The sequence below is a fragment of the Streptomyces sp. AV19 genome (assembly GCF_015999245.1).
GTDB lineage: Bacteria > Actinomycetota > Actinomycetes > Streptomycetales > Streptomycetaceae > Streptomyces.
In genome coordinates, this window is sequence record NZ_JAEAMR010000010.1 from 980,039 (window position 1) to 1,001,386 (window position 21,348).

Genomic DNA, 21,348 nt, shown 5'->3' on the forward strand with positions numbered 1-21,348 from the left:
CGGTGCTCCGCCGCGCTGCGGTCGCGCTGTTCCCATGCCGGTGCCAGGTGTGCGGGCACCGTGCGCGACGGGGAACCGCCGGGCAGGGCGCCGGCCTCGTCCAACTCCCGTGCGAGCCGCCGGAATTCCACGTCAGCCAGCGTGATCCCGCACCGGTCGAGCGCGGCGCCGGGTCAGGACTCGGGTGACTCGATGGGGAAGAGGGTTCCGGAGAAGTCGAAGAGCGCACCGTTGACCGTCGCGGCGTCAGTCTGCCAGGGGGCTCGCCGGGGCGCCGTTCCGGCCCGATACTGCAAGTGCGTCATGTACATGCAAGCATCGGCAGGGCAAGGGGACCGTCATGCTCCACGGCGTCGACGTCAGCAGCTACCAGAGCACCAACTACCCCATCCGCGGCCAGGATTTCGCCTTCGTCAAGGTCACCGAAGGCATGTCGTACACCAACCCCCGGTGGGTCGCGCAGCGCGACCGCGCCCGCTCCGGCGGACTCGTGGTGGGGTACTACCACTACGTCACCCCGGGCTCCATGTCCGCCCAAGGGAATCGTTTCCTCGGCAAGATCGCGTTACGCGAGGGCGACATCCTCGCCCTCGACTGGGAGCACTCCGGCGTCTCCGGCGCCGACAAGGACCGCTGGCTCGCCCACGTCCGCGCCAAGGCCCCCGGCCACCGCGTCGTCCTCTACTGCAACCGCGACTTCTGGTTCCATCGCGACACCACGAGCAACGCCGGCGACGGCCTGTGGATCGCCGATCCCGAGCACGCGGCGGGCCGGCCCGGGGTGCGGCACGCGTGGACGTTCCACCAGTACGACATCTCCGGCGGCATCGACCGCAACGTCGCCCGCTTCTCCACGCGGGCGCAGCTGCGCGCGTGGGCGCGCCGCCGCACCGTACAGGAGGAGTCGTCCCAGGGGGAGCCACCGCAGGAGTGATGTAACACTTGCTTGCAAAAATTTCACACTAAGTGTGTGATGTTTGCGAGCATGTCCATCACCCCCAGAGGAGCACAACGTCGTGCACAGTCGGGAGACCGAGGCCGAGCGGCGCAGGCGCCGGCTGCTGCGCCAGGTCATGGAGGAAGGCGCCGTACGGATCGACGCGCTCGCGGAGCGGTTCCAGGTCAGCACCATGACCGTGCACCGCGACCTGGCGGACCTGGAGGCCCGCCGGCTGCTGGAGAAGCGCCGCGGCATGGCCGTCGCGCCGCCCAACCTCACCCTGGAGACCGCCACCCGCTTCCGTGAGCACGAGCAGGCGGAGATCAAGGAGGCGTTCGCGGCGGAGCTGGCCAAGGAGGTCGGCCCGGGCGACACCGTGCTGATGGACTGCGGGTCCACGCTCTTCCCGCTGGCCCGCAGACTGGTCACCGTCGAGCGGATCACCGTGATCACCAACTCGCTGCGGGTGGCCGGGCTGTTCGGCCAGTGGGGCGTCACCGACGTGATCGTGCTCGGCGGCGGCTACCGCCCCGACTTCGAGGCGTGCGCCGGTACGGAGACCCTGCGCCAGCTCTCCCGCGTCCGCGCCGACATAGCCTTCTCGTCGCCCACCGCCGTCAGCTCCGGGCGGCTCTTCCACCCGGTCCAGGAATGGGCGGACCTCAAGGAGGCCCTCCAGGGCGCCGCCAACCGCAGCGTCCTGGCCGTGGACCACACCAAGTTCGGCCGCACCGCCACCTACGCCTACGGCGACGCCGGCGGATACGACCTCGTCGTCACCGACACCGCGACCCCCGAGGACGAGGTCGCCGCGATCGAGCACCTCGGCGTTCCCGTGAGCGTCGTCGCACCGGCCACCCCCGACCCTTCCTGAGAGGCACCACCCGACATGCGCGCTCTGGTCATCGAGACTCCCGGCGACTTCTCCGTCCGCACGGTCCCGGACCCCGCTCCCGGCCCCGGAGAGGTGGTCGTCAAGGTCGCCGCCGTCGGCATCTGCGGCACCGATCTGCACATCGTCCAGGGCGAGTTCGCACCCACGCCGTACCCGATCATCCCCGGCCATGAGTTCACCGGCGAGGTCGTGGCGCTCGGCCCGGGGGTGAGCGGCGTGCGCACCGGGCAGAAGGTCGCCGTCGATCCGTCGCTGTTCTGCGGCGCCTGCCACTACTGCGCCATCGGCCGCGGCAACCTCTGCGAGAACTGGGGCGCGATCGGCGACACCGTGGACGGCGCGATGGCCGAGTACGTCGCGGTGCCCGCCGCCAACTGCTACCCGCTCCCGGAAAACGTGGACCTCGTGCACGGCACGCTGATCGAGCCGCTGTCCTGCGCCGTGCACGCCTTCGACAAGCTGCCCCGCGACCTGGGCGCGCACTACCTGATCTACGGCGCCGGGACCATGGGCCTGATGATGCTCCAGCTCGCCGTGCGGGCGGGGGCCGCGTCGGTGTCCGTCGTGGACATCAACGAGGCGCGGCTGAAGGTCGCCGAAGGGCTCGGCGCCGACTCCGTGGCGACCAGCGCCGAGGAGCTGAACCGCCCCCAGGGCTGGGAGATCGTGATCGACTGCACCGGCGCCGTGCCGGTGATCGAGGACGCGCTGCGGCACATCCGGCGCGGCGGCACCTTCCAGCAGTTCGGCGTCGCGCCCTCGGCCGCCACGGCGTCGTTCTCCCCGTTCCGGATCTACAACGACGAGATCACCATCGTCGGCTCGATGGCCGTGGTGCACAGCTTCGGACGGGCCGTGGAGCTGATGGCCAAGGGCGTCCTGGACGCGGACACGATGATCACCCACAGCTTCGCGCTCGACGACTTCCCCGCCGCGCTGGAGACGTTCACCGCCGGCGCAGGCCGCAAGATCCAGATCCGCCCGGCCGGCTGAAGGAGACGAAACCGTGGCCATCGTGGCCGGAGTGGACAGCTCCACCCAGTCCTGCAAGGTCGTCGTCTGCGACGCGGAGACCGGCGAGGTCCTGCGCAGCGCCCGGGCCCCGCACCCCGAGGGCACCGAAGTGGACCCGGAGTCCTGGTGGCGGGCGCTGTGCGCGGCGGGGACCGGGCTCCTGGAGGACGTGGACGCGGTCGCGGTCGCCGGGCAGCAGCACGGCCTGATCGCCGTGGACGCGCGGGGCCGCACGGTCCGCGACGCCCTGCTGTGGAACGACACCCGCTCCGCCGGCGCGGCGGAGCGGCTCGTCGCCGAACTCGGCGGCCCGGCCGCCTGGGCTGAGGCCACCGGCACCGTGCCCGTCGCCGCCGTCACCGCCGCCAAGCTCCGCTGGCTCGCCGACCACGAGCCCGCGCACGCGGACCGCACCGCGTCCGTGATGCTCCCGCACGACTGGCTGACCTGGCGCCTGCGGGGCGGCGCGGACGCCGGCGCGGAGCCCGTCACCGACCGCGGCGACGCCTCCGGAACCGGCTACTACGCCCCCGCCGAGGGCCGCTACCGCACCGACCTCCTCGCCCTCGCCTTCCGCGGCCGGACGCCCCGGCTCCCGCGCGTCCTGGGCCCGTTCGAGGCGGCGGGCCGCACCCCGGGCGGCGCCCTGGTCGCGGCGGGGACGGGTGACAACATGGCCGCCGCCCTGGGCCTGGGCATCGGCGACGGCGACGTCGTCGTCTCCCTCGGCACCAGCGGCACCGCCTTCGCCCGCTCCGCCCGGCCCACCGCCGACCCGTCCGGCGCGGTCGCCGGATTCGCCGACGCGACGGGGCAGTTCCTGCCCCTGGTCTGCACGTTGAACGCCGCCCGCGTGATGAGCTCCGCCGCCCGCATGCTCGGCGCCGACCTCCCCGGCCTGGAACGCCTCGCCCGCCAGGCCCCGCCCGGCGCCGACGGCCTCGTCCTCCTGCCCTACCTCGGCGGCGAACGCACCCCCAACCTCCCCGGCGCGGCGGGCAGTCTGCACGGCATGCGCGTCGCCAACACGACCCCGGCCCACCTCGCCCGCGCCGCCGTCGAGGGCATGCTCTGCGGCCTGGCCGACGCGCTGGACCGCCTGCGGGACCAGGGCGTACGAACGGGCCGCGTGCTGCTGATCGGCGGCGCGGCCCGCTCCCCGGTGGTCGGCGAGATCGCGGCCCAGGTCTTCGGCTCACCGGTGACCGTGCCGCGCCCCGACGAATACGTGGCGCTGGGCGCGGCGCGGCAGGCGGCATGGGCGCTGAGCGGGCGGGCGGAGCCACCGCGCTGGCGGGCCACGGCCGACGCCGCCGGGATTCCGGCGCCGGAGGACGGGGGAGCGGCGGGGGCTGCGGTGCGGGAGGCGTACGCGGGGGCGCGGCGGGCGCTGTACGGGGTCTGATATGCCGGGGCTCTGCGGCCGGTGACCCAAGTCGCGGAGTCCGCAGGGATGTTCACTCCGGCAGGAGGGCGTGTGCGGGGACGAAAACCGGACGATGCCGCATATTCTCGGTTGCTGTGGGACGACATGACGTGACACGGCCGACGATGTCCGGCGCGGGACGATGGCGGCTCGCCGCCCTGATCGGCGCCTGCGGCACTGCCGCCCTGGCCGCGCTGCCACTGACACCGGCCGCCGGCCGGCCCGGCGGCGGCCCGGCGCCGAAGGATGCCCGTCCCCGGGAAGGAACCCGCCCCGGCTGGGGCTTCACCCACACCCAGCACAGCGCCGACCACGGCACCCACGGCGCCACCCGCAGGGCCGCCGGCCTGCTCTCCACCCGCTCCCTCCCGCAGAACCAGCACATCATGGGCTGGGGCGCGGACAACCCCGAACCAGCCCCGGGACGCTACGACTTCGAGTCCCTCGACGAGCGCGTCGCCCTCATGAGGGCCACCGGCGCCACCCCCGTCCTCACCCTCTGCGGCGCCCCCGACTGGATGAAGGGCGGCCGGAAGGGGCGCACCGACTGGTCCCGCCTGGAGGTCGCCCCCGACCGCCGGCACTACCGGGACTTCGCCCGGCTCGCGGGCACGATCGCCCGCCGCTACCCCGACATCAGGCACTTCCTCGTCTGGAACGAACTCAAGGGCTTCTACGACGAGCGCAGGCGCCGCTGGAACTACGAGGGGTACACCGAGCTCTACAACCTCGTCCACGCGGAGCTGAAGCGGCAGAACCCGCAGAACCTCGTCGGCGGCCCGTACGTCGTGGTCGACCACGACCCGCCCGACGACGAGGACGGTTCGCCCGACGTACGCGGCCCCTGGGGCGCGCTCGACCGGCGCTCCGTCGACGTCGTCCGCTACTGGAACGCGCGCAAGGCGGGCGCGGACTTCGTCGTCGTCGACGGAGCGAGCTACACGCGCGAGGGACACCGGACGATCCCCGACGAGTTCGCCGCCACCGAGAAGTTCACCGACGTCACCCGCTGGCTGAGGAGCGTCACCGGACTCCCCGTGTGGTGGGCCGAGTGGTACGTCGAGCCGCCCGCCGAGGACGACAGGCCGGGCGGCCGGGACGGCTGGAGCGAGGCGCACCGCACCGCCGTGCAGGCCACCGCGCTGATGCGCCTCGCGGAGGGCGGCGCGTCGGCGGCCCTCTACTGGAACCCGCAGCGGACCGGGGACGACTGCCCGGGCTGCCTGTGGCGCAGCACCCACCTCCGCGACGGGGGCCAAGAGCTGCCCATGGCCCGCCTGTTGAACCGCTTCGCCCAGGAATTCCCCCCGGGCAGCGCCTTCCACCCGGTGGCCGCCACCGCACGGGCAGGCGCGAAGATCCAGACCCTCGCCGACGACGCGGCCGTGCTTGTCGTCAACACCGAGAACCGGCCGGTCGAGGCCCGGGTGGACGGGCGGAAGCTGTCCCTCGGTCCGTACGAGGTGCGCTGGCTGGCGCGCTGAGCGGGCCGCAGCCGCGCGATGAGTAATCAAGGCGAGTTCGGCGTCAACGGTGTACGCCGATTCCGGCTCAAGTCGATGTATGTGTCAATGACTTCCGGACAACTGTGACTCATGAGCCTTGCGGGGGCATTGAGGTCCATGCGTTGATATTCCCGAAGTCAGGCGCACTCCGATGAATTGCCGCTGTCCCGGGCTTTCGTGCGCCCGCGTGCCGCATTGCCCTGTCATGCCGGCTCCGAGGCATGCCGCGGCCCGCCCGGCCCGGACACCTCGAACAAGGAGAAACCCATGCGCGTGTTACGTCCTGTCCGCTACGCGGCCGCCGCCCTGGTCGCTACCGCCACCGGCATCGCCGTCGGCGCGGGACCGGCCGCCGCCGACGTCCCGGTCGGCCAGCCGATGAGCGGCAAGATGACCTACTACGACGACCGGGGATACGGCGCCTGCGGAACGCCGATCGACGCGTCTTCCCAGGACCTGGTCGCGATCCCGGCCGCGTGGTGGACCTCCACCAACCCGAACAACGATCCGCTGTGCAACGGCATATCGGTGGAGGTCACCTACAACGGCAGGACCATCAGAGTGCCGGTCAAGGACAAGTGCCCGTCGTGCGACCGGACTCACATAGACCTCAGCAAGACCGCGTTCGAGAAGCTCGCGCCGCTCGACCGGGGCGTGGTCAACGGCGTCACCTGGAAGTTCGTCCGCTGAGGCGGTGAGTCGATTGAGCCGATGACCGGTGGCGGGCCGGGGCCGTACGCCGTGGCCCGCCACCGACCGGACGGCCGCGGGGCGGTGGCGATCAGCGCACCCGGCCGCGCGGCTTGAGCGGCACGGGCGGCAGCGGGGGTGCGGCCAGCGGAGCCCCGTCGTACCCCCGCACCTCCCCGAAGCGCGTACCCGCCGTCCAGTCCTCCTGCGCCCGCGCGATCTCGTCATGGCTGCGGCCCACGAAGTTCCACCACATCACCAGGTGCTCGTCGAACGGCTCGCCGCCCAGCAGTATGAACGAGCTGTCCACGTCCGCCCGGAGCGGCAGTTCGTGGCGTCCACATCCGAGGTAGAGCAGCGAGCTGGGCGCCAGCCGCACCCCGTCCACCTCGGCCTCGCCGGACATGGTCAACGCCGCGTACTCGAAGTCCGGCTGGACAGGGAGGTGTTGGGTGGCCCCTGCGGGGAGGGCGATGTCCGCGCCGATGATCGGCGTGAACGTCGCCCCGGGGGACGCCGCGCCGTCCAGCTCCCCGAGGATGACGGTCGCGCCGACGCCCCCGCCGGTCACGCGCGGCAGCTCCGCATGGTGCTCCCAGGCCGGCTCCGCGTGCCGGTGCGCGTCCGGCAGCGCCACCCACAGCTGCGCCCCGTGCAGCAGTCGTCCATGCTCGCGCGGTGATTCCTCGGAGTGTGCGATGGCCCGCCCCGAGGTCATGAGGCCCAACTCGCGCGGGCGCACCGTCTGCAGACTCCCGAGGCTGTCGCGGTGCAGCACCTCCCCGTCGTGCAGCCAGCTGACCGTCTGCAGGCCCATGTGCGGGTGCGGCGCCACCTGCATCCCGGGTTGCTCGGCGATGTCGTCCGGCCCGTAGTGGTCGACGAAGCACCAAGCTCCGATCATGCGCCGCCCCATGCTGGGGAGGAGGCGTCGGACGACGTTGCTCTCGCCGAGCGGGACGTTCTTGGAGGGCAGCAGCTCGTGCACGGGCCGGGCGGTGACGTCCTCGCGGCCGCCGCAGAGGGTGGGGGCGGGCTTGAGATCGAGATTGCTCATGGGTGCACTCTGCCAAAGAGGGTGTCGTTTTGTTGGCTTTTACTCCTTCCGAGGAGGAGGCGCAGCGCGACGGGGTCGGCGAGGGTCACGTCGTCGTGGGGCGCGGGGAAGAGCCAGTGGGCGCCGGGTGGCTCGCGACGTACGGGCGGCGGGACGGCGAGGTAGTTGGTCCAGTGGTCGTTGCCGAGGCAATGGGTGCCGGGCTCGTTCCAGGTGAGGGCGGTGGTGGCGGGGACGAGGACGGTGTACTGGTGCTGTCGGCGGGAGACGATGACAGCGCTGTTGATGCCGGCGGTGCGGAAGTGCCGTTCGACGGCGTCGCGGTCGCGGATGCCGATGATGCCGCTCTCGACGAAGGCCGCAGGTGCGTGGACGGCCGCGAAGTGCCGCCCGGCCCGGAGCGTCGCGGGCAGGCCCTTGGCCCAGGCTTCGCGGGCGGTACGGGGGTGGGGCTCGCGGGAGACGAGCCAGTTGGCGGCGCGGGTGGTCTCTCCGGTCATGCGAGCCTCCCTTGCGGGCGAGGCACGCGGACCGTGTCGAGAAGCGCCCCGAGCCTGTCGTGCAGATCGGCGGCCTCCGCATGGTTGAGCACCAGGTCCGTCTGGGCCTGCGGCTGGTCGAAGTGGAACAGGGTGAGGGGGACGCGTACTTCGCCGGTGTTCTCGTCGGCTGTGGCCCTGCCTTCCCTGCGGGGTGAAGCGTGCAAGTGATGGACGCTGCTCATGGATGTGGCCCCTGACTCGTGGACGTCCGGTGACGGGGTGACACCGTAGGTCCGCGGCCCAGAGGCAAGAGGGACAGAACGTCCCCGTGTGCCGGGCTGTCCCCTACTCGCCCGTCGGCACTCCGATCGCCTGGGCCAGGGCGCCCGCCTCCTTGCGCAGTGCGCGGGGCGCCTTCCGCCACAGGTCGGCGGCCACGGTGCGGGCCGACGGGGTGTACGCGACGGTCTCGTGCCCGATCCCGCGTGCCACCTGCATGACGTGCAGGGCCGCAGTACGGTCCCCGCGCAGCAGGTGGCCGCGTGCCACCTCGACCCAGAGCCGGGCCCGGCGCTCCACCGAGGGCATCAGGTCGGGGTCGAGATCGCCGGCCAGGGACAGGGCCTGACCGGAGGCCCGCAGGTCGGTGGCGACGGAGACGGCGTGGAAGTCGACGTTGGCCCGGCCGAAGACCGTGCTCGGGTGAACATAGGAGGCGGGCAGGGACTTGGCGATCTGATCACCGGCGTCCCAGTGCCGCCAGGCGTCCCCGCTGCGGCCCTCGCGCGCGCAGGTCACGGCGGCGTGCAGTTGGAGCGCTCCGTAAATGCCGCGCCAGTCGTCGGGACCGTCCTCCAGATGGGGGCGAAGGAGGCCGGCGGCCTCGGTGACGACCCTCAACGCCTCGTCGGGGTAGGCGGTTTCGCGCAGCACGTTGCCCATGCTCCAGGCAGCGCAGGCAATGGCCGCCGGTTCGTCCGCCTGTTGTGCTGCGGCGAGCGCCCGGTCGGCCACGACCCAGGCCAGTTCAGCCGGGGCGATATAGGCGGTGGCCTGACCGGTGAGCCGGTACGTGTCGGAGAGGGCGACGAGTGCGGACCGCCGGGCCGGTCCGTCGATGGTCCGGGCCGCGCCTTCGGCCTCCCGGATCAGAGCGGGAAGCAGTGCGCACGCCTCGGTACGGTTCCGTCCCGAGGCGTGCCACAGCCGCCATGCCTCCTCGGTCCGGACGCCCAACGAGGCGACGTCCGGGGCGCTTTCAGACGACGGAGTGAGGCTGCGGTTCATCACCGCCGCCCAGACCGCGGGCATGGCCGGGTGACTCAGCCTTCCCTGGGGAACCGGTTGGGCGACCGCCGAGGGGCCGCCGGTGAGGAGGGAAAGGTCGGCGAGCTGGAGTCCCGCCGCGAGACGCAGGAGCAGCGTGTGCGAACGGAGTTCACGCTCCCCGGACTCGATCTTCTTGAGCCAGTCCGGTCCACGCCCGCACAGGCCGGCGAGCACGGGCCGCGACATCCCCCGGGACTCCCGCAGGAGCCTGACGCGTTCACCGGTGCTCAGCTCTTCAGGAATGTCCACGGTGCCCTCCGCACGACGCTGCCTACCGAACAGCGTAGGGCCGAATGCGCCCTCTTGAGAGCGCTCCCCTTCCCGACGGTGTCAGCCGCGGTGACGCGAAGGCCCCCGCTCCAGGTCCCGGGGCGGGGAGGCAGGCGGTCCGTCCGGGGCTTCGAGAGGGCCGGTCAGGGCGGCCGACAGCAGGAAGCACAGCGGGAGTTGGAGCGTGAAGAGCGCGAGGGCCAGCGCCAGGAAGGCGTCGTCCACCGGGGCCTCGGCCCCCTGGGCCGACGCCCGGGCCAGAGCGGTGAGAAGCAGCACCACCGCGTAGACGACGGTGTTCCGCGTGGCCAGGAGCCATCGGGACGGGGTCGGCCGTACGGCCAGCAGCAGGGCCACGGCCACGGCCGTCACCAGGGGGAAGAGCGCCCAGGGCAACGAGAGCCAGTCGGCGGAGAAGATGTCCCGGCCGTCGCTCCTCGCGTCGGCGGCGGTCTCCCCCTCGGCGGGGGAACCGCCCTGGTAGAGGAGTGCGTAAGCCATGAGCGCACCCACCAGCCAGGGCAGAAACGACGCCGCTGCCGCGTGGGCGGCCGTCCGGACGATGGGTGCGCTCATCAGGCATGCCAATCGACGGTTGTCGGAACCGATCAAGAGACTTCCAGGACGTCTAGTACGAACCCCAGTTGGCAATCGTAGCGGGTTCGCAGGCGGGCCTTACCAGGCAGAGCGGACTGGCCTGCTTGTTGGTGTGGACGAACGTCCGGTAGGTCCGGTACGGGGACAGCGTGGTGCCCGAGATGATCATCTCGTGGTCGGGCATCCGCTTGTGGCGGCCCGAGACGTAGAAGTCGCCGTTCCGCGCCACCGTGGCGTTGTAATACGCGGAAATGCTGCCGTACTTGCAGAACGGATTGCCCGCCTCGGTGATGCCCCGGATCTGGCGCTTGCTGCCCGAGGCGGACATGACCCGGAACGACATCTTCTTGTCGCTGGCTTTCTTCTTGGCGACGAACTTCCCGTTGGTCCTGTAGACATGGGTCGTTCCGATGTCGGAGCGCCAGGAATGCCCACCCTGCGCCCAATAGAGCACGGCCTTCAGTTCCGTGCGGTGCGACGCGTTGTCGTTCTTGCTGAAGCCGCGGTTGTCGCCCGTGTATTTGTAGCCCTTGGTGTAGGTGCACCCGTAGGGGGCCGTGATCCACTTGCCGCGGATGAACGTGCGGTAGTTGATGCTCGTCGAGTGGTACTGCCTGGCCTTCGCCTCCGCCTGGGCGGCCGCCTGCCGGAGGTCGCCGGACGCGGACGAACGCGGCACGTGGACCTGGAAGTTCCAGGTGTGCCCGTTGAGGGGCGCCTCGCCAGTGCGCTCGAACGCGTCGCGTTCGGCCGCCGTCCACTCGCCTCGGGGGGCTCGTCCCGTCCCGACGATCCGGTATTCGCTCGTGGTGCCGGCGCGGACCTTGCCGTCCCGGAAGCTGGTCGCCGAGGTCGTCCCGATGGACTGTCCGTCGCGCAGGACCTGGTAGGTGGCGCCGCCGCCGAGGCTCGGCCAGGAGAGGTCCACGAACGTGGAGTCGGAGGCCCAGACGGCGCGCGCCAGCTTGTCGCGGGAATCGGCGAGCGTGACATCGGCGAGCGCCGCGTCCTTGCTCCCGGACTTCTTCACGAGCGCGAAATGGGTGGCCGTGCCGTCGATGCGCTTGACGACCGGCAGGGGCCGGTCGGAGGGATTTCCGGACAAGAACTTCTGCTTGTCCCCGTCGAAACGGAATTCGGCGGCGCCTTGTGCTGATGAACCGGTGGCCGCTTGTTCCTGGCTGGCGGCCGGGCTTGCCACGGCCTCTCCGGTGCCGGCCGCGAGAAGGGCGACCGGAAGTGTCGCGGTCGCCAGGGCTCTGGATATCGCGCGCATGGTTGAAGAATTCCCCCTTGATGTCCGGTGGTTGATTCCGGTGGACCGGCAGTGCCTGAACGCGTGAGGAGCACGGGCGGGTCTCTCGTCGAGGCGACTTCCGCCCCGCAGGACCGGCCGATCGGTGATGCGGGCCATGTCTACACCGGAAGACCTAAGTCCCCTCGGGTCGGCCGGATGCTTGGCCACAAGCTGTCAATTCGCGGCGGTATGAGTCACCTTTGCGGCCGAAATGCCGGACTGGCGATGCCGGTTGATCCGTTTCCGAGGTGCTGGGGCGGACGCCGGATGTTGACCTCGGGTCACCGGCAAGGGGAGACTCAATGGTCAACAATCGGCCAATCAACAGTCATGGATTCGCATGTCCGAGTCGTTCCAGTCGTCCCCGTCGTCCTCGCAGCAGCCCCGCGCCAGCCGGCGAACGCTCCTCACCGCCCTCGCGGCGGCGACCGTCGGCGCGCCCCTGCTCTCCGCGCTGGGCGCGGGCACCGCGCGCGCCTCGGCCGTCGGTGACACCTACGCCTCCAACACCGAGCTGTACCAGCGGCTCCCGAACGGCGAGGGCACCGACTACGCCCGCCGCTACAGGCGTCACGAGATGGCCGACGCGAGCCCCGACCGGCGCTTCCCCTTCCACCGCACGACCGTCCTGGCCCTGCACGGCGGCGGCATCGAGGCCGGTACGTCCGAACTGTGCCTGGGCATCGCCGGCTACCACCCCGCCACGCTGGAGCGGGCCCAGGCCGACGGCCCGGTGTACGACTACTGGATGTTCGAGGGGCTGCGGAACGCGGACAACCGCGAGCTGCACGTCACGTCCAAGCACTGCGACGACCGGGTCGCCCTCGCCATGGCCGCCGGCAGCCTCAACGTCCTGAGCCTGCACGGCTGTACGGCCTCCCAGGCCGGCGTGCCCGCCTCCCGCCCCGAGGCGGTGGTGGTCGGCGGCCGCAACACCGACTTCCAGCGCCACCTGCACGAGGAGCTCCGCGCCGCGGGCTTCCAGACCGTCGACGGGTCCAAGCTCCCCGACCTCAACGGCGACCACGCCGACAACCCCTGCAACCGCACCCTGCTGGGCAAGGGCGGCCAGTTGGAGATCACCACGGAGCTGCGGCAGAGCATGTTCGGCACCTTCACCCGCCAGGGGCGGGCGAAGACCACCAACGACACGTTCCGGAGCTTCACGGCGGCCTGCCGAGCGGCGATCGGCCGCCTGGAGGCGGGGCCGGACCAGGTCATCCTGTAGCGGCCCCACCCCCGGTGACATCAACGGGCGGGCTGTTCCGGCGCGGTGTCGCCCTGCACGGCGGTGACGGCCGGCGCCGCGGGCCGGTCGCGCAGCAGCAGGCCGACGGCGACGGCCATCGCGGCCATCAGCGCCGCGAGCACGCCGGAGGCGAGCTGCATGCCGTCGGTGAAGGCGTCACGCGTGACGTCGAGGACCCGGTCGGCCACCGCGGCCGGCACCCGCTCGGCCACGGAGACGGCGCCCGCGAGGTTGTCGCCGGCGGTGTCCGCGTCGTGCGGGGAGAGCGCCGACGGCAGCGAGCCGGAGACCGAGGCGTGGTAGACGGCGGCGGCGAGGCTGCCGGACAGGGCCACGCCCAGGGCGAGGCCGAGCTCGTTGCCGGTCTCCGCGGCCCCGGAGGCCGTACCGGCCCGCTCCGGCGGCGCGGCGCCCAGGATCTGGTCGTAGCTGAGCGCCCAGACGATGTTGATCGCCAGGTTCGTCACGATGAACGCGACGACGATGGGGACGAGGCTGTGCGCGGCCCAGACCGCGCCGACGAGCCCGGCCGCCGCCACGGCGAGCCCGCCGCTGATGACCTGGCCCGGGGTGAAGGCCCGGGTGAAGGCGGGGCCCAGCAGCGCCCCGACGACTCCGGCGACCATGCCCGGCACGGTCCACAGCCCGGCCGTCAACGGCGAGAGGTCCTCGACCAGTTGCAGGTACTGCATCAGGAAGAACTGGAAGGCCGCCAGGGCGACCATGGCCAGCATCTGGGCACCGATGGAGACGCTGAACCGCCGGTGGGCGAAGAGCGCCAGGTCCAGCAGCGGATCCGGCAGCCTGCGCTGGCGGCGCACGAAGAACACGCCGATGACCGCGCCCACGACGACCGCGACGACCGGCACGGGCCCGAGGCCGTCCTTGGCGAACTGCTTGATGCCGTAGACGACGGTGATCAGCGAGGCCATCAGCATGCCGACGCTGGTCATGTCGATGCGGGCGGTGGCCTCGGCGTCCCGGTACTCCGGCACCACCAGCGGGCTCAGCACCAACAGCGCCACCATCACCGGCAGTGCCAGGAGGAAGACCGAGCCCCACCAGAAGCGCTCCAGCATCGCCCCGCCGACCACCGGGCCGACCGCGTTGCCGACGCTCAGGGCCGTACTCCACACCGCGATCGCCAACCGGCGCTGCTTGTCGTCGCGGAACATGTTGGTGACCAGCGCGAGGGTGGACGGCAGCAGCGTGGCGCCGGTCAGCCCCAGCAGCGCCCGCGCCGCGATCACCATGGCCGGACTCGTGGCGTAGGCCGTCAACAGCGAGGCCAGCGCGAAGAGAACGCTGCCGATCGACAGCAGGCGCCGCCGGCCGATCCGGTCGCCGAGGGCCCCCATCGGGATGAGCATCCCGGCGATCACGAAGCCGTAGATGTCCACGATCCACAGCATCTGGACGCTGCTCGGGTGCAGTTCCGCCGAAAGCCGGGGCAGCACCAGGTGCAGCACGGTGAAGTCCAGGCCGATCAACAGCGCCGGGCACGTGAGCGCGGCGAGTCCGATCCACTCGCGTGGACCCGCCAGAGAGGCACGATCAGTCGACATCGAACAGCTCCTCGGATGGCTGCAGTTCCCCGTCGGACGACTACTGCACCGGCGGAACCGATGGTGGGACTTCGGCGGGGCTGGCTCTGAGGAGCGTCGGGTGTCCTCGGCCCAGCAGGCGTGGTCACGGAGAGCGTGGGTAGGGGAGGCGTCCGAGAAGCTAATGCGAAACACCGTTCACGGCCAACAACTGTCCCGGAAACAGCAACGGTTGAACCAACTCCTACGCGTCTTCGGGAACGGCGCTTTCCGGCCGCGTTCGGGCGCGCGCCCTTCCTGGACGCCCGGCCGTCCCGCACACTCGATCAGCCACGAAATCCTGGACACCCCGTGGGCCGAGGGGCCCGCCACCGCTGGAGGCTGCAATGAGGACCGTCTTCCTCGGCTACGGTGAGATAGGCGCGACCGTACTGGGCCCGTTGACCGAGCACCACGAGGTGGTCGCGGTGCTCACCCACCGGCCGTCCTACGCCGGTCTCGGCGAGGACCACGTCGTCAAACTCGCCGAAAAGCTCGGCCTGCCCGTGCACTTCGCCCGCCACGCCGACGAACCCCAGGTGCTGCCCGTCCTGCGGCAGGCCGCCCCCGAGGTCCTCGTCTCCACGAACTGGCGCACCCGGATCTCCGAGACCGTCCTGCGCATCCCCTCCCGCTGCCCCGTCAACGTCCACGACGCGCTGCTCCCCGGCTACGCGGGGTTCGGCGCGGTCAACTGGACCATCCGCAACGGGGAGACCAGGACCGGCCTGACCGCCCACGTCATGGACCCCGAACTCGACACCGGCCCGGTTCTGCACTCCGTCGTGGTGCCCATCGGGGACGACGAGACGGCCGGATCCGTCTACGCCGCGATGCTGCGCGCGTACCCCGGCGCCGTGCTCACCGCCCTCGACCGCGTCGCCCACGGCGAGCAGCCGGTGCCCCAGCCGACGACGGGTTCCTCCTTCTACCACCGCATCACCGAGGCGGACACCCGCATCGACTGGTCGCTGTCCACCACCCGTCTGTTCAATCTGATCAGGGCGCAGAGCGACCCGTTCCTCAACGCCTGGTGCACGGCCGCCGACGGCCGGAAGCTGTACGTCAAACGCGCCAAACGCCCGGTCCGCGCCTACCGGGGCACCCCCGGACGCGTCGTGCGGCACGCCGAGGGCGGCGTCGCGGTCAGCTGCGGGCCCAGCTGGGCGCCGGGCTCGGACGGCATCATCCTGCTCGAGGCCCAGTGGGAGGGGGACCGGCCCGGCCCCGCGGAAAAGGTCCTGCCCCGGCTCGGCGTCCAACTCACCTGACGGGCCCGGGCCGGTCACTCGTCATCCCCCGTGGACGACCCGGCCGTCGAAGACGGTCATCGCCACGGGCAGCCCGGGGATCTCCTCCGGAGGCGTGGTACGCAGGTTGCCGCCGAGCACGCACAGGTCGGCCACCTTGCCCACGGTCACCGAACCCTTCCAGCCCTCGGCGGAGTCCTGCCAGGCACCGGCGGTGGTGTAGGCGGCGAGCGCCTGCTCCAGGGTCAGGCGCTGCTCCGGGCCGTGGACCTCGCCGCAGGAGCCGAGCCGGGTCATCAGGGCACGGACGCCCGCGCGCCAATTCGGCTCGTTCACCGGGGCGTCCGAGCTGCCGAGGAAGGGGACGCCGGCGTCCACGGCCGAGCGCCACGGCAGGAACGCGTCGCCGGCCGGACCCCGCGCCGCGCCGTGGACCGCGTTCGCCCAGCTCTGCGCCTGCGGGCCGAGTCCGATGCGGTATCTGGCCATCGTGGGCAGGAGATCGGCGGACACGGACGCGCCGTGCATCGCGACGTGCCGGGCGTCGGCCCGCGGGTGGCGGCGCAGCGCGGCGACGAACGCGTCCACGACGGTGGGCACCCACTTGTAGCAGTGGACCCCCACCTGGTAGCCCGCGACGTGCGCGAGGCGGATCATCTCGGTGAGTTCGGCGGCGCGCTCCTCGTCGGTGTTCCCGGCGACGAGCAGGTCGCCGCCGCTGTCGGAGAAGAGCTTGACCCCGCGTACGGTGAGCCGGCGGGGGTCGAGACCGGTCGGCGGCGTGAACTCGCGCAGCGCCTTGTCGACCGCGGCGGCCGAGCCGCCGGACTGGGAGCAGGGCAGGAACAGCGCGCTGACCCGCGCGTCGAGGGACCCGGCCCGGGCCAGGTCGGCGTAGGCCGCGAGGGTCTCCAGGCCCTGGGTGCCGCCGCCGAGCCCGTCGCCGCCGGGGCCCAGGCCCGGCTCGGTGAAGCTGGTGATGCCCTGCGCGTGGAGGTGGCCGATCGCGTCCCGGATCGCCTCCTTGCGCTCCTCGCGGCTGCGGGGCGGGAGCAGGAGCTGGACGAGGGCCTGGGCGCCGTAGCGCAGCAGGCCGGTGGGCCGGCCGTTGGCGTCGTAGTCGACGCCGGGCTTCCTCGGGTCGCCGGGGCCGGCGTCGGTGATCCCCGCGAGCTCCAGGGCACGGGAGTTGACCGCGCTGACGTGGTAGCCGTAGTCCTGGAGGAACACCGGGTGGTGCGGTGCCACCCGGTCGAGGTCGTCCCGGTTCGGCCCCCGCTGCTCGGCCAGGCGGTACTGGTTCCAGCCGGCGCCCCGGATCCACTCCCCGGCCGGGGTGCGCGCGGCCTCGGCGGCCACCGCGGCGGTGATGTCGGCGACGGACTTCACGGCGGTGGGGCCGAGGTCCAGCGCGTACGGCGGCAGGTTCAACCGGTAGACCGCCGCGTGCAGATGGGTGTCGTTGATGCCGGGGAGCAGTGTGCGGCCCCGCAGGTTCACCGTCTCGGTGCCGGGCCCGGCGAACGCCCGGGCGCCCGCGTCGTCGCCGACGTGGAGGATCCGGCCCGCGCGGACGGCGACGGCCGTCGCTCTCGGCCGTCTCGGATCCATCGTGATCACATCGCCGTTGTGGAACACGAGATCGGCGGCCTTGCCCCCGCCGGAGGCGAAGGCCCGCCCCGCGCCGGTGAACAGCGAGGCGGCCGCCGCCCCGCCCAGCAGCAGGCCGGCGTGCCGCCGGGACATCGAGGTGCGCGGGCGCTCGTGAGGTGCTGGCATGCGGAAATCCTCCGGTTCGTGATGCCGTGATGATTCACTGTCGAACGAACGGAGGATCCGTTGACGAGGGGAGACGCGTCAAGTGCCGGAGCGGCCGGTCGAGTCGGCCCGTCGCGCGCGGCCGAATACCGCCCTACCCGCTTGATCAATTTTCCCGGGCGCCACTACTGTCCCTCGCCGCACACCATGTGACCGAGAGGACACCTCACGTGACCGAACTCAAGGGCTCCTACACCCTCACCAGCGTCAAGAGCGGCAAGCTGCTGGACGTCGCCGGGGCGAGCAAGGACGACGGCGCCAACGTCTACCAGTGGGACGCCAACGGCACCGACGCGCAGATATGGGACGTCAGCCCGGTGGACGCGGCCGCCGGCCTGTACACCCTCCGCGCCCGGTGCAGCGGCAAGGCGCTGGACGTGGCCGACAGCGCCACGGCGGACGGGGCCGACGTCGTCCAGTGGACGGCCGACCCGGCCCGGGCCTCGCAGCAGTGGCTGCTGACGCCGCTGGGCGACGGCGTCTACACGCTGAAGAACCACAACAGCGGCAAGCTGCTGGACGTCTACGACAACGGCACGGCCGCCGGCACCAATGTCATCCAGTGGTTCGCCAACAACGGCGACAACCAGAAGTGGCGGCTGGCCCCGGTCAAGTGACGGACCCGTACGGCGTCGTGGCCGCCCACGACGCCGTACGGCGGCTCAGCCGAGCGTCCCGGTCAGCGCGCCCAGCGCCGCGATCAGCCCGCAGATCGTGAAGTTGACCGCCTTGTGCTGGAGGAAGACCGCCACGAACTCCCGGATGGTCGCGCTCGGCCAGAAGTACGCGGCCGTCGGGGAGCCCACCACCTGCCCGTCGACACCGGTCCTCCGGGCCATCAGGGCGGCCCGGAAGGCGTGGAAGTTGTTGGTCACGATCACGCACTTGTAGCCGGGCACGGCGGCCGACATGATCGCCTTGCTGTACTCCAGGTTCTCCTCGGTGGTACGGGAGCGGTCCTCGCGCAGGATGTGCTCGGCGGGGAAGCCGCGCTCGGTGAGGTAGTTCGCCATCGCGTGGGACTCCGGCAGCTTCTCGTCCGGCCCCTGCCCGCCGGAGGTGATGAGGACCGGCGGCCTGCCGCGCGCCGCCTGCGCCTCGTACACCCGGCGGCCGCGCTCCAGCCGGCTCGCGAGCAGCGGCGGCACCCGCTCCCCGCCGATCAGGCCGGAGCCGAGCACCACCACGAAGTCGGCGTTCCGGCGCGGCCGCAGCCTGCCGTACAGGAAGGCGTAGCCGATGAAGCAGAAGAAGAGGAATGAGACGTAGGCGGCGATCAGGAGCAGCGTGCCGGTCGCCGCGGCCAGGCCGCGCGAGCCCGTGACGGCGGCCGCCACCATGAGCCCGATGAGGCCGAAGATGCCGAGGCCCGCGAGGAACGACAGCAGGTTCGCCGGGCTGCGCCCCTCCTTGCGGATCATTTTCACGCCGTTGGCGACCAGCAGCGCCGGCAGCACGAAGGCCCCGAGGAAGGGGATCAGCAGCAGGAGTGCGGCCAGGAACCACGCCAGGCCCGGGTTTCCGCGGTCGTGCGCCCGGGCGGCGACGACGATCAGCGCGAACAGCAGGGATATGCAGGCGAGTCCGAGGAGGACGGCGTTGCTGAAGCGGCGTCGGTCCCGCAGCACGCCGATGGCGAACAGGACGAGGAACAGGACTGCTGGGGCATAGGCGATCACGCTCGCATGGTACGCAAAACGGACCGTCAGCGGACCATCGGCGGACCGTCAGCGGTCCGGGGGCGACCAGACGTACGGCGTGGTCGTCGTCACCGCCGTGAACCCCAGCCGCCGCAGGATCGGCGCGCTGTCGTCCGACGCGTCCACCTGGAGGTACGTCGCGCCCCGCGCCACCGCGAGCCGCGCCCGGGCGGCGACCAGCGCGCGGTAGATGCCCCGTCCCCGCCAGGCCGGCAGCGTCGAACCGCCCCACAGACTCGCGAAGTCACTCCCTGAATGGTGAACGAGCCATGCGGCGCAGACCACTTCGCCCGCCGCCTCCGCCACCATGACGACGATGTCGTCCGGCGCGGCCGCGACGCGCGCGATCAGGTCGTCACCGATCCAGGCCCAGTCCTCCCGCCAGACGGCCGTCTCCAACGCGGCGATCCGCCGCATGTCCTCGTCCTCCGTGACGCGCCGCAGGACGACGCCGTCGGGCACGACGGGCGGCGCCGCCACGTCGGCGGCCCGCCCGATGAGGACGGTCTCGGGCTCGTCGGCCACGAAGCCGGCGGCGCGCAGCCGCTCCGGGAGGTCGGCCGGCAGGTCGTGCGCGTAGTGCTTCCACTCGACGGGCTGGTCGCGGGCGGCGTAGAAGTTCCGCTGCCGGACGATGAGTTCGTCGAGCGCGGCCCCGCGCACCCCCACGTCACGCGGCGCGGCGACGAACCCGTGGACGTCGCCGACGACGCGCAGCAGCGGGCCGTCCCGCTCGCAGTGGACACCCGCGGGGAGGGCGCGCGGGGCGCCGCGCATCTGCTCGTCGTAGGCCGCGAGCAAGCCGTCGATTCCGGTCACGGACATGACCTTAAGGAGCGGGAACCGATCGGCAACTCATTTGTTCCGTAACCCCGTTCACCGCACTGCCCCCTCGCCGAGGAGATCCTCGCGCATCAGCGCCCGCAACTCGGCCAGGGCCTCGTTGAACGCCGCAGTGCTCTCGCGGTACCGGGGCTCGTGCTCAAGAGCCCCCTCGATGACCCGGTCGCGGAAGTCCCGCAGCCGCCGGTGGGCGGTGTGCGCGGCCTCGACGAGCACGGGCGGCGCGGTCACGGCCATCTGGTAGCGCAGCCGCTCGCAGGGGGCGAACACCTCGCGGGCGGCGGTGAAGCGGTCCGCCGGGTCCCTGCCGGTGTCCCGTGCCAGAACGGCGCAGCCGGTGCGCGCCTCCGCGAGCACCGCGAGGTACTCGGCGTACAGGGCGCGGCGCACGGCGGTCTCGCGCTCTCCACGTTCGCGGTGCCGGCGGCGGCGGTCCGGCAGCACTGCCGAGGCGGTGGTGACGACCGCGCCGACCACGGTGCCGACCAGGCTTGTCCATTCCACCCGGGGAACACTGGTGCGGGGCGGCTCTCCGGGCCCGCCCTACCCCAGCTCCAGGCTCGCCACCGCGTACACCCCCTCCAGCGGCGTCGCCGGTGCCGGGCCCGCGTACATGCGGGACGTGGAGAACCCGGGGGCGTAACCGCGCTCCTGGGCCAGGGCGGTGGCGGAGACGTTGGGTTCCGGGACGTCCAGGTGGACGGTCTCGTCGGGGGCCAGGTGGGCGGTGAGGGAGTCGAGGAGGGCCTCGGCGTCGGCGCGGGTGTCCGCGCAGAGGGGGCCGACGCGATGGCCGTCCCGGGCGGGGCGGATGGCGCCGTAGCCCGTGACGCGGCCGTCGCGCAGGCACAGGCGGGCCGTGCGGCCGGGGGCGGTGAGCCAGCGGGCGAGGAAGTCGCGGCGGGCGGCGGGGAAGTGGCGGTGGTCGTAGGCGGCGACCGCGTCCAGGTGGTCGGGGGAGAAGGGGATGACCCCGGCGGGGTCCGGGGCGCCCGAGGGACGGCCCGACCAGCGGACGGTGGTGTGGGCGGGGACGAAGCCCGAGCGCCGGTACGTGTCCCGCTGCGCGGGGACGGCGTCGAGGCCCACCGTCCGGGTGCCCGCGTGCGGGAAGGCGGCGCGCCAGGTGGCCAGGCCCAGGCCGTTGCCCCGGTGGCCGGCGTCGACCAGGTAGAAGCCCAGGAAGGCGTACTCCGAGGACCAGTTGACGACCGAAATGGCGGAGAGGATCCGGCCGTCGCCGGACCGGCCGACGAAGAAGCCGGCCGGGTCGGTGGGCAGGAAGCAGGCCGCGTCGCCGTGGCCGGGGTTCCAGCCCTCCTCGGCGCTCCAGGCCGTGACCTGCTGCCAGTCCTCGGGGGTGGCGGGGGCGAGGGTGATGCTCATGGCGATTCCTGTTCTTC

21 protein-coding genes are annotated in these 21,348 nt (G+C 72.2%); 9 read left to right on the forward strand and 12 right to left on the reverse strand.

Features of this window, described 5'->3' with window-relative positions; translation table 11 throughout:
- Positions 1 to 340 precede the first annotated feature (340 nt).
- From I5Q34_RS22875 to I5Q34_RS22900, 6 genes are all read left to right on the forward strand, one after another.
- Entirely contained in the window at positions 341 to 934 is a 594-nt protein-coding gene (locus I5Q34_RS22875) for a glycoside hydrolase family 25 protein (protein ID WP_199894164.1), read from the forward strand.
- Between the two features lie 82 nt (positions 935 to 1,016).
- Positions 1,017 to 1,814 (forward strand): DeoR/GlpR family DNA-binding transcription regulator, encoded by a 798-nt coding sequence (locus I5Q34_RS22880; protein WP_277965402.1) that lies wholly within the window; start codon positions 1,017 to 1,019, stop codon positions 1,812 to 1,814.
- A gap of 15 nt (positions 1,815 to 1,829) precedes the next feature.
- Complete coding sequence (locus tag I5Q34_RS22885) at positions 1,830 to 2,828, forward strand: zinc-dependent alcohol dehydrogenase family protein (RefSeq protein ID WP_199894165.1); 999 nt, start codon at positions 1,830 to 1,832, stop codon at positions 2,826 to 2,828.
- 13 nt (positions 2,829 to 2,841) lie between these two features.
- Positions 2,842 to 4,254 carry a xylulokinase gene (gene xylB, locus I5Q34_RS22890; protein ID WP_199894166.1) on the forward strand — a complete coding sequence of 471 codons (1,413 nt, stop codon included), beginning with the start codon at positions 2,842 to 2,844 and terminating at the stop codon, positions 4,252 to 4,254.
- 116 nt (positions 4,255 to 4,370) lie between these two features.
- Positions 4,371 to 5,759, forward strand: coding sequence for a xylan 1,4-beta-xylosidase (locus I5Q34_RS22895; protein WP_374193047.1), 1,389 nt, complete (start codon positions 4,371 to 4,373; stop codon positions 5,757 to 5,759).
- A 288-nt stretch (positions 5,760 to 6,047) separates the two neighbouring features.
- Positions 6,048 to 6,470 carry a cysteine/serine endopeptidase inhibitor gene (locus I5Q34_RS22900; RefSeq protein WP_199894167.1) on the forward strand — a complete coding sequence of 141 codons (423 nt, stop codon included), beginning with the start codon at positions 6,048 to 6,050 and terminating at the stop codon, positions 6,468 to 6,470.
- Between the two features lie 91 nt (positions 6,471 to 6,561).
- Here the strand turns inward: I5Q34_RS22900 and I5Q34_RS22905 are convergent, their stop codons facing one another.
- The 6 genes from I5Q34_RS22905 to I5Q34_RS22930 all read right to left on the reverse strand — a co-directional run bounded on the left by I5Q34_RS22905 (position 6,562) and on the right by I5Q34_RS22930 (position 11,481).
- Positions 6,562 to 7,527 (reverse strand): pirin family protein, encoded by a 966-nt coding sequence (locus tag I5Q34_RS22905; protein ID WP_199894168.1) that lies wholly within the window; start codon positions 7,525 to 7,527, stop codon positions 6,562 to 6,564.
- The gene (locus I5Q34_RS22910; protein WP_199894169.1) at positions 7,524 to 8,027 is read right to left on the reverse strand and encodes a hypothetical protein; all 504 of its coding nucleotides are present in this window, start codon (positions 8,025 to 8,027) and stop codon (positions 7,524 to 7,526) included. Before I5Q34_RS22910 ends, I5Q34_RS22905 begins: the two co-directional genes overlap by 4 nt.
- The gene (locus I5Q34_RS22915; RefSeq protein ID WP_199894170.1) at positions 8,024 to 8,251 is read right to left on the reverse strand and encodes a hypothetical protein; all 228 of its coding nucleotides are present in this window, start codon (positions 8,249 to 8,251) and stop codon (positions 8,024 to 8,026) included. Before I5Q34_RS22915 ends, I5Q34_RS22910 begins: the two co-directional genes overlap by 4 nt.
- Positions 8,252 to 8,354: 103 nt before the next feature.
- Positions 8,355 to 9,587, reverse strand: a complete 1,233-nt coding sequence (locus tag I5Q34_RS22920) for a helix-turn-helix domain-containing protein (RefSeq protein WP_199894171.1) — start codon at positions 9,585 to 9,587, stop codon at positions 8,355 to 8,357.
- Between the two features lie 81 nt (positions 9,588 to 9,668).
- Entirely contained in the window at positions 9,669 to 10,184 is a 516-nt protein-coding gene (locus I5Q34_RS22925; RefSeq protein WP_199894172.1) for a hypothetical protein, read from the reverse strand.
- A gap of 52 nt (positions 10,185 to 10,236) precedes the next feature.
- Positions 10,237 to 11,481, reverse strand: a complete 1,245-nt coding sequence (locus I5Q34_RS22930; protein ID WP_199894173.1) for a hypothetical protein — start codon at positions 11,479 to 11,481, stop codon at positions 10,237 to 10,239.
- 361 nt (positions 11,482 to 11,842) lie between these two features.
- Between I5Q34_RS22930 and I5Q34_RS22935 the strand changes: the two genes are divergently transcribed.
- Positions 11,843 to 12,730 carry a poly-gamma-glutamate hydrolase family protein gene (locus tag I5Q34_RS22935; RefSeq protein WP_199894174.1) on the forward strand — a complete coding sequence of 296 codons (888 nt, stop codon included), beginning with the start codon at positions 11,843 to 11,845 and terminating at the stop codon, positions 12,728 to 12,730.
- A gap of 20 nt (positions 12,731 to 12,750) precedes the next feature.
- Here I5Q34_RS22935 and I5Q34_RS22940 read toward each other — a convergent pair whose 3' ends face one another.
- Complete coding sequence (locus I5Q34_RS22940; protein ID WP_199894175.1) at positions 12,751 to 14,316, reverse strand: MFS transporter; 1,566 nt, start codon at positions 14,314 to 14,316, stop codon at positions 12,751 to 12,753.
- Between the two features lie 365 nt (positions 14,317 to 14,681).
- Between I5Q34_RS22940 and I5Q34_RS22945 the strand changes: the two genes are divergently transcribed.
- Positions 14,682 to 15,605, forward strand: coding sequence for a methionyl-tRNA formyltransferase (locus I5Q34_RS22945; protein ID WP_199894176.1), 924 nt, complete (start codon positions 14,682 to 14,684; stop codon positions 15,603 to 15,605).
- Positions 15,606 to 15,626: 21 nt separating this feature from the next.
- Here the strand turns inward: I5Q34_RS22945 and I5Q34_RS22950 are convergent, their stop codons facing one another.
- Positions 15,627 to 17,363 (reverse strand): amidohydrolase, encoded by a 1,737-nt coding sequence (locus I5Q34_RS22950; protein ID WP_234429200.1) that lies wholly within the window; start codon positions 17,361 to 17,363, stop codon positions 15,627 to 15,629.
- A 209-nt stretch (positions 17,364 to 17,572) separates the two neighbouring features.
- Between I5Q34_RS22950 and I5Q34_RS22955 the strand changes: the two genes are divergently transcribed.
- On the forward strand, positions 17,573 to 18,019 hold the full coding sequence (locus tag I5Q34_RS22955; protein WP_199894177.1) for an RICIN domain-containing protein: 447 nt from the start codon (positions 17,573 to 17,575) through the stop codon (positions 18,017 to 18,019).
- A 45-nt stretch (positions 18,020 to 18,064) separates the two neighbouring features.
- Here I5Q34_RS22955 and I5Q34_RS22960 read toward each other — a convergent pair whose 3' ends face one another.
- The 4 genes from I5Q34_RS22960 to I5Q34_RS22975 are packed head-to-tail and all read right to left on the reverse strand — an operon-like array spanning position 18,065 to position 21,331.
- A complete protein-coding gene (locus I5Q34_RS22960; protein WP_199894178.1) occupies positions 18,065 to 19,081 on the reverse strand; it encodes a YdcF family protein in 1,017 nt (338 codons plus the stop codon).
- A 48-nt stretch (positions 19,082 to 19,129) separates the two neighbouring features.
- Entirely contained in the window at positions 19,130 to 19,927 is a 798-nt protein-coding gene (locus I5Q34_RS22965) for a GNAT family N-acetyltransferase (protein ID WP_199894179.1), read from the reverse strand.
- 51 nt (positions 19,928 to 19,978) lie between these two features.
- Positions 19,979 to 20,449, reverse strand: coding sequence for a hypothetical protein (locus tag I5Q34_RS22970; RefSeq protein WP_199894180.1), 471 nt, complete (start codon positions 20,447 to 20,449; stop codon positions 19,979 to 19,981).
- 39 nt (positions 20,450 to 20,488) lie between these two features.
- The gene (locus I5Q34_RS22975; RefSeq protein ID WP_199894181.1) at positions 20,489 to 21,331 is read right to left on the reverse strand and encodes a GNAT family N-acetyltransferase; all 843 of its coding nucleotides are present in this window, start codon (positions 21,329 to 21,331) and stop codon (positions 20,489 to 20,491) included.
- Between the last annotated feature and the right edge of the window lie 17 nt (positions 21,332 to 21,348).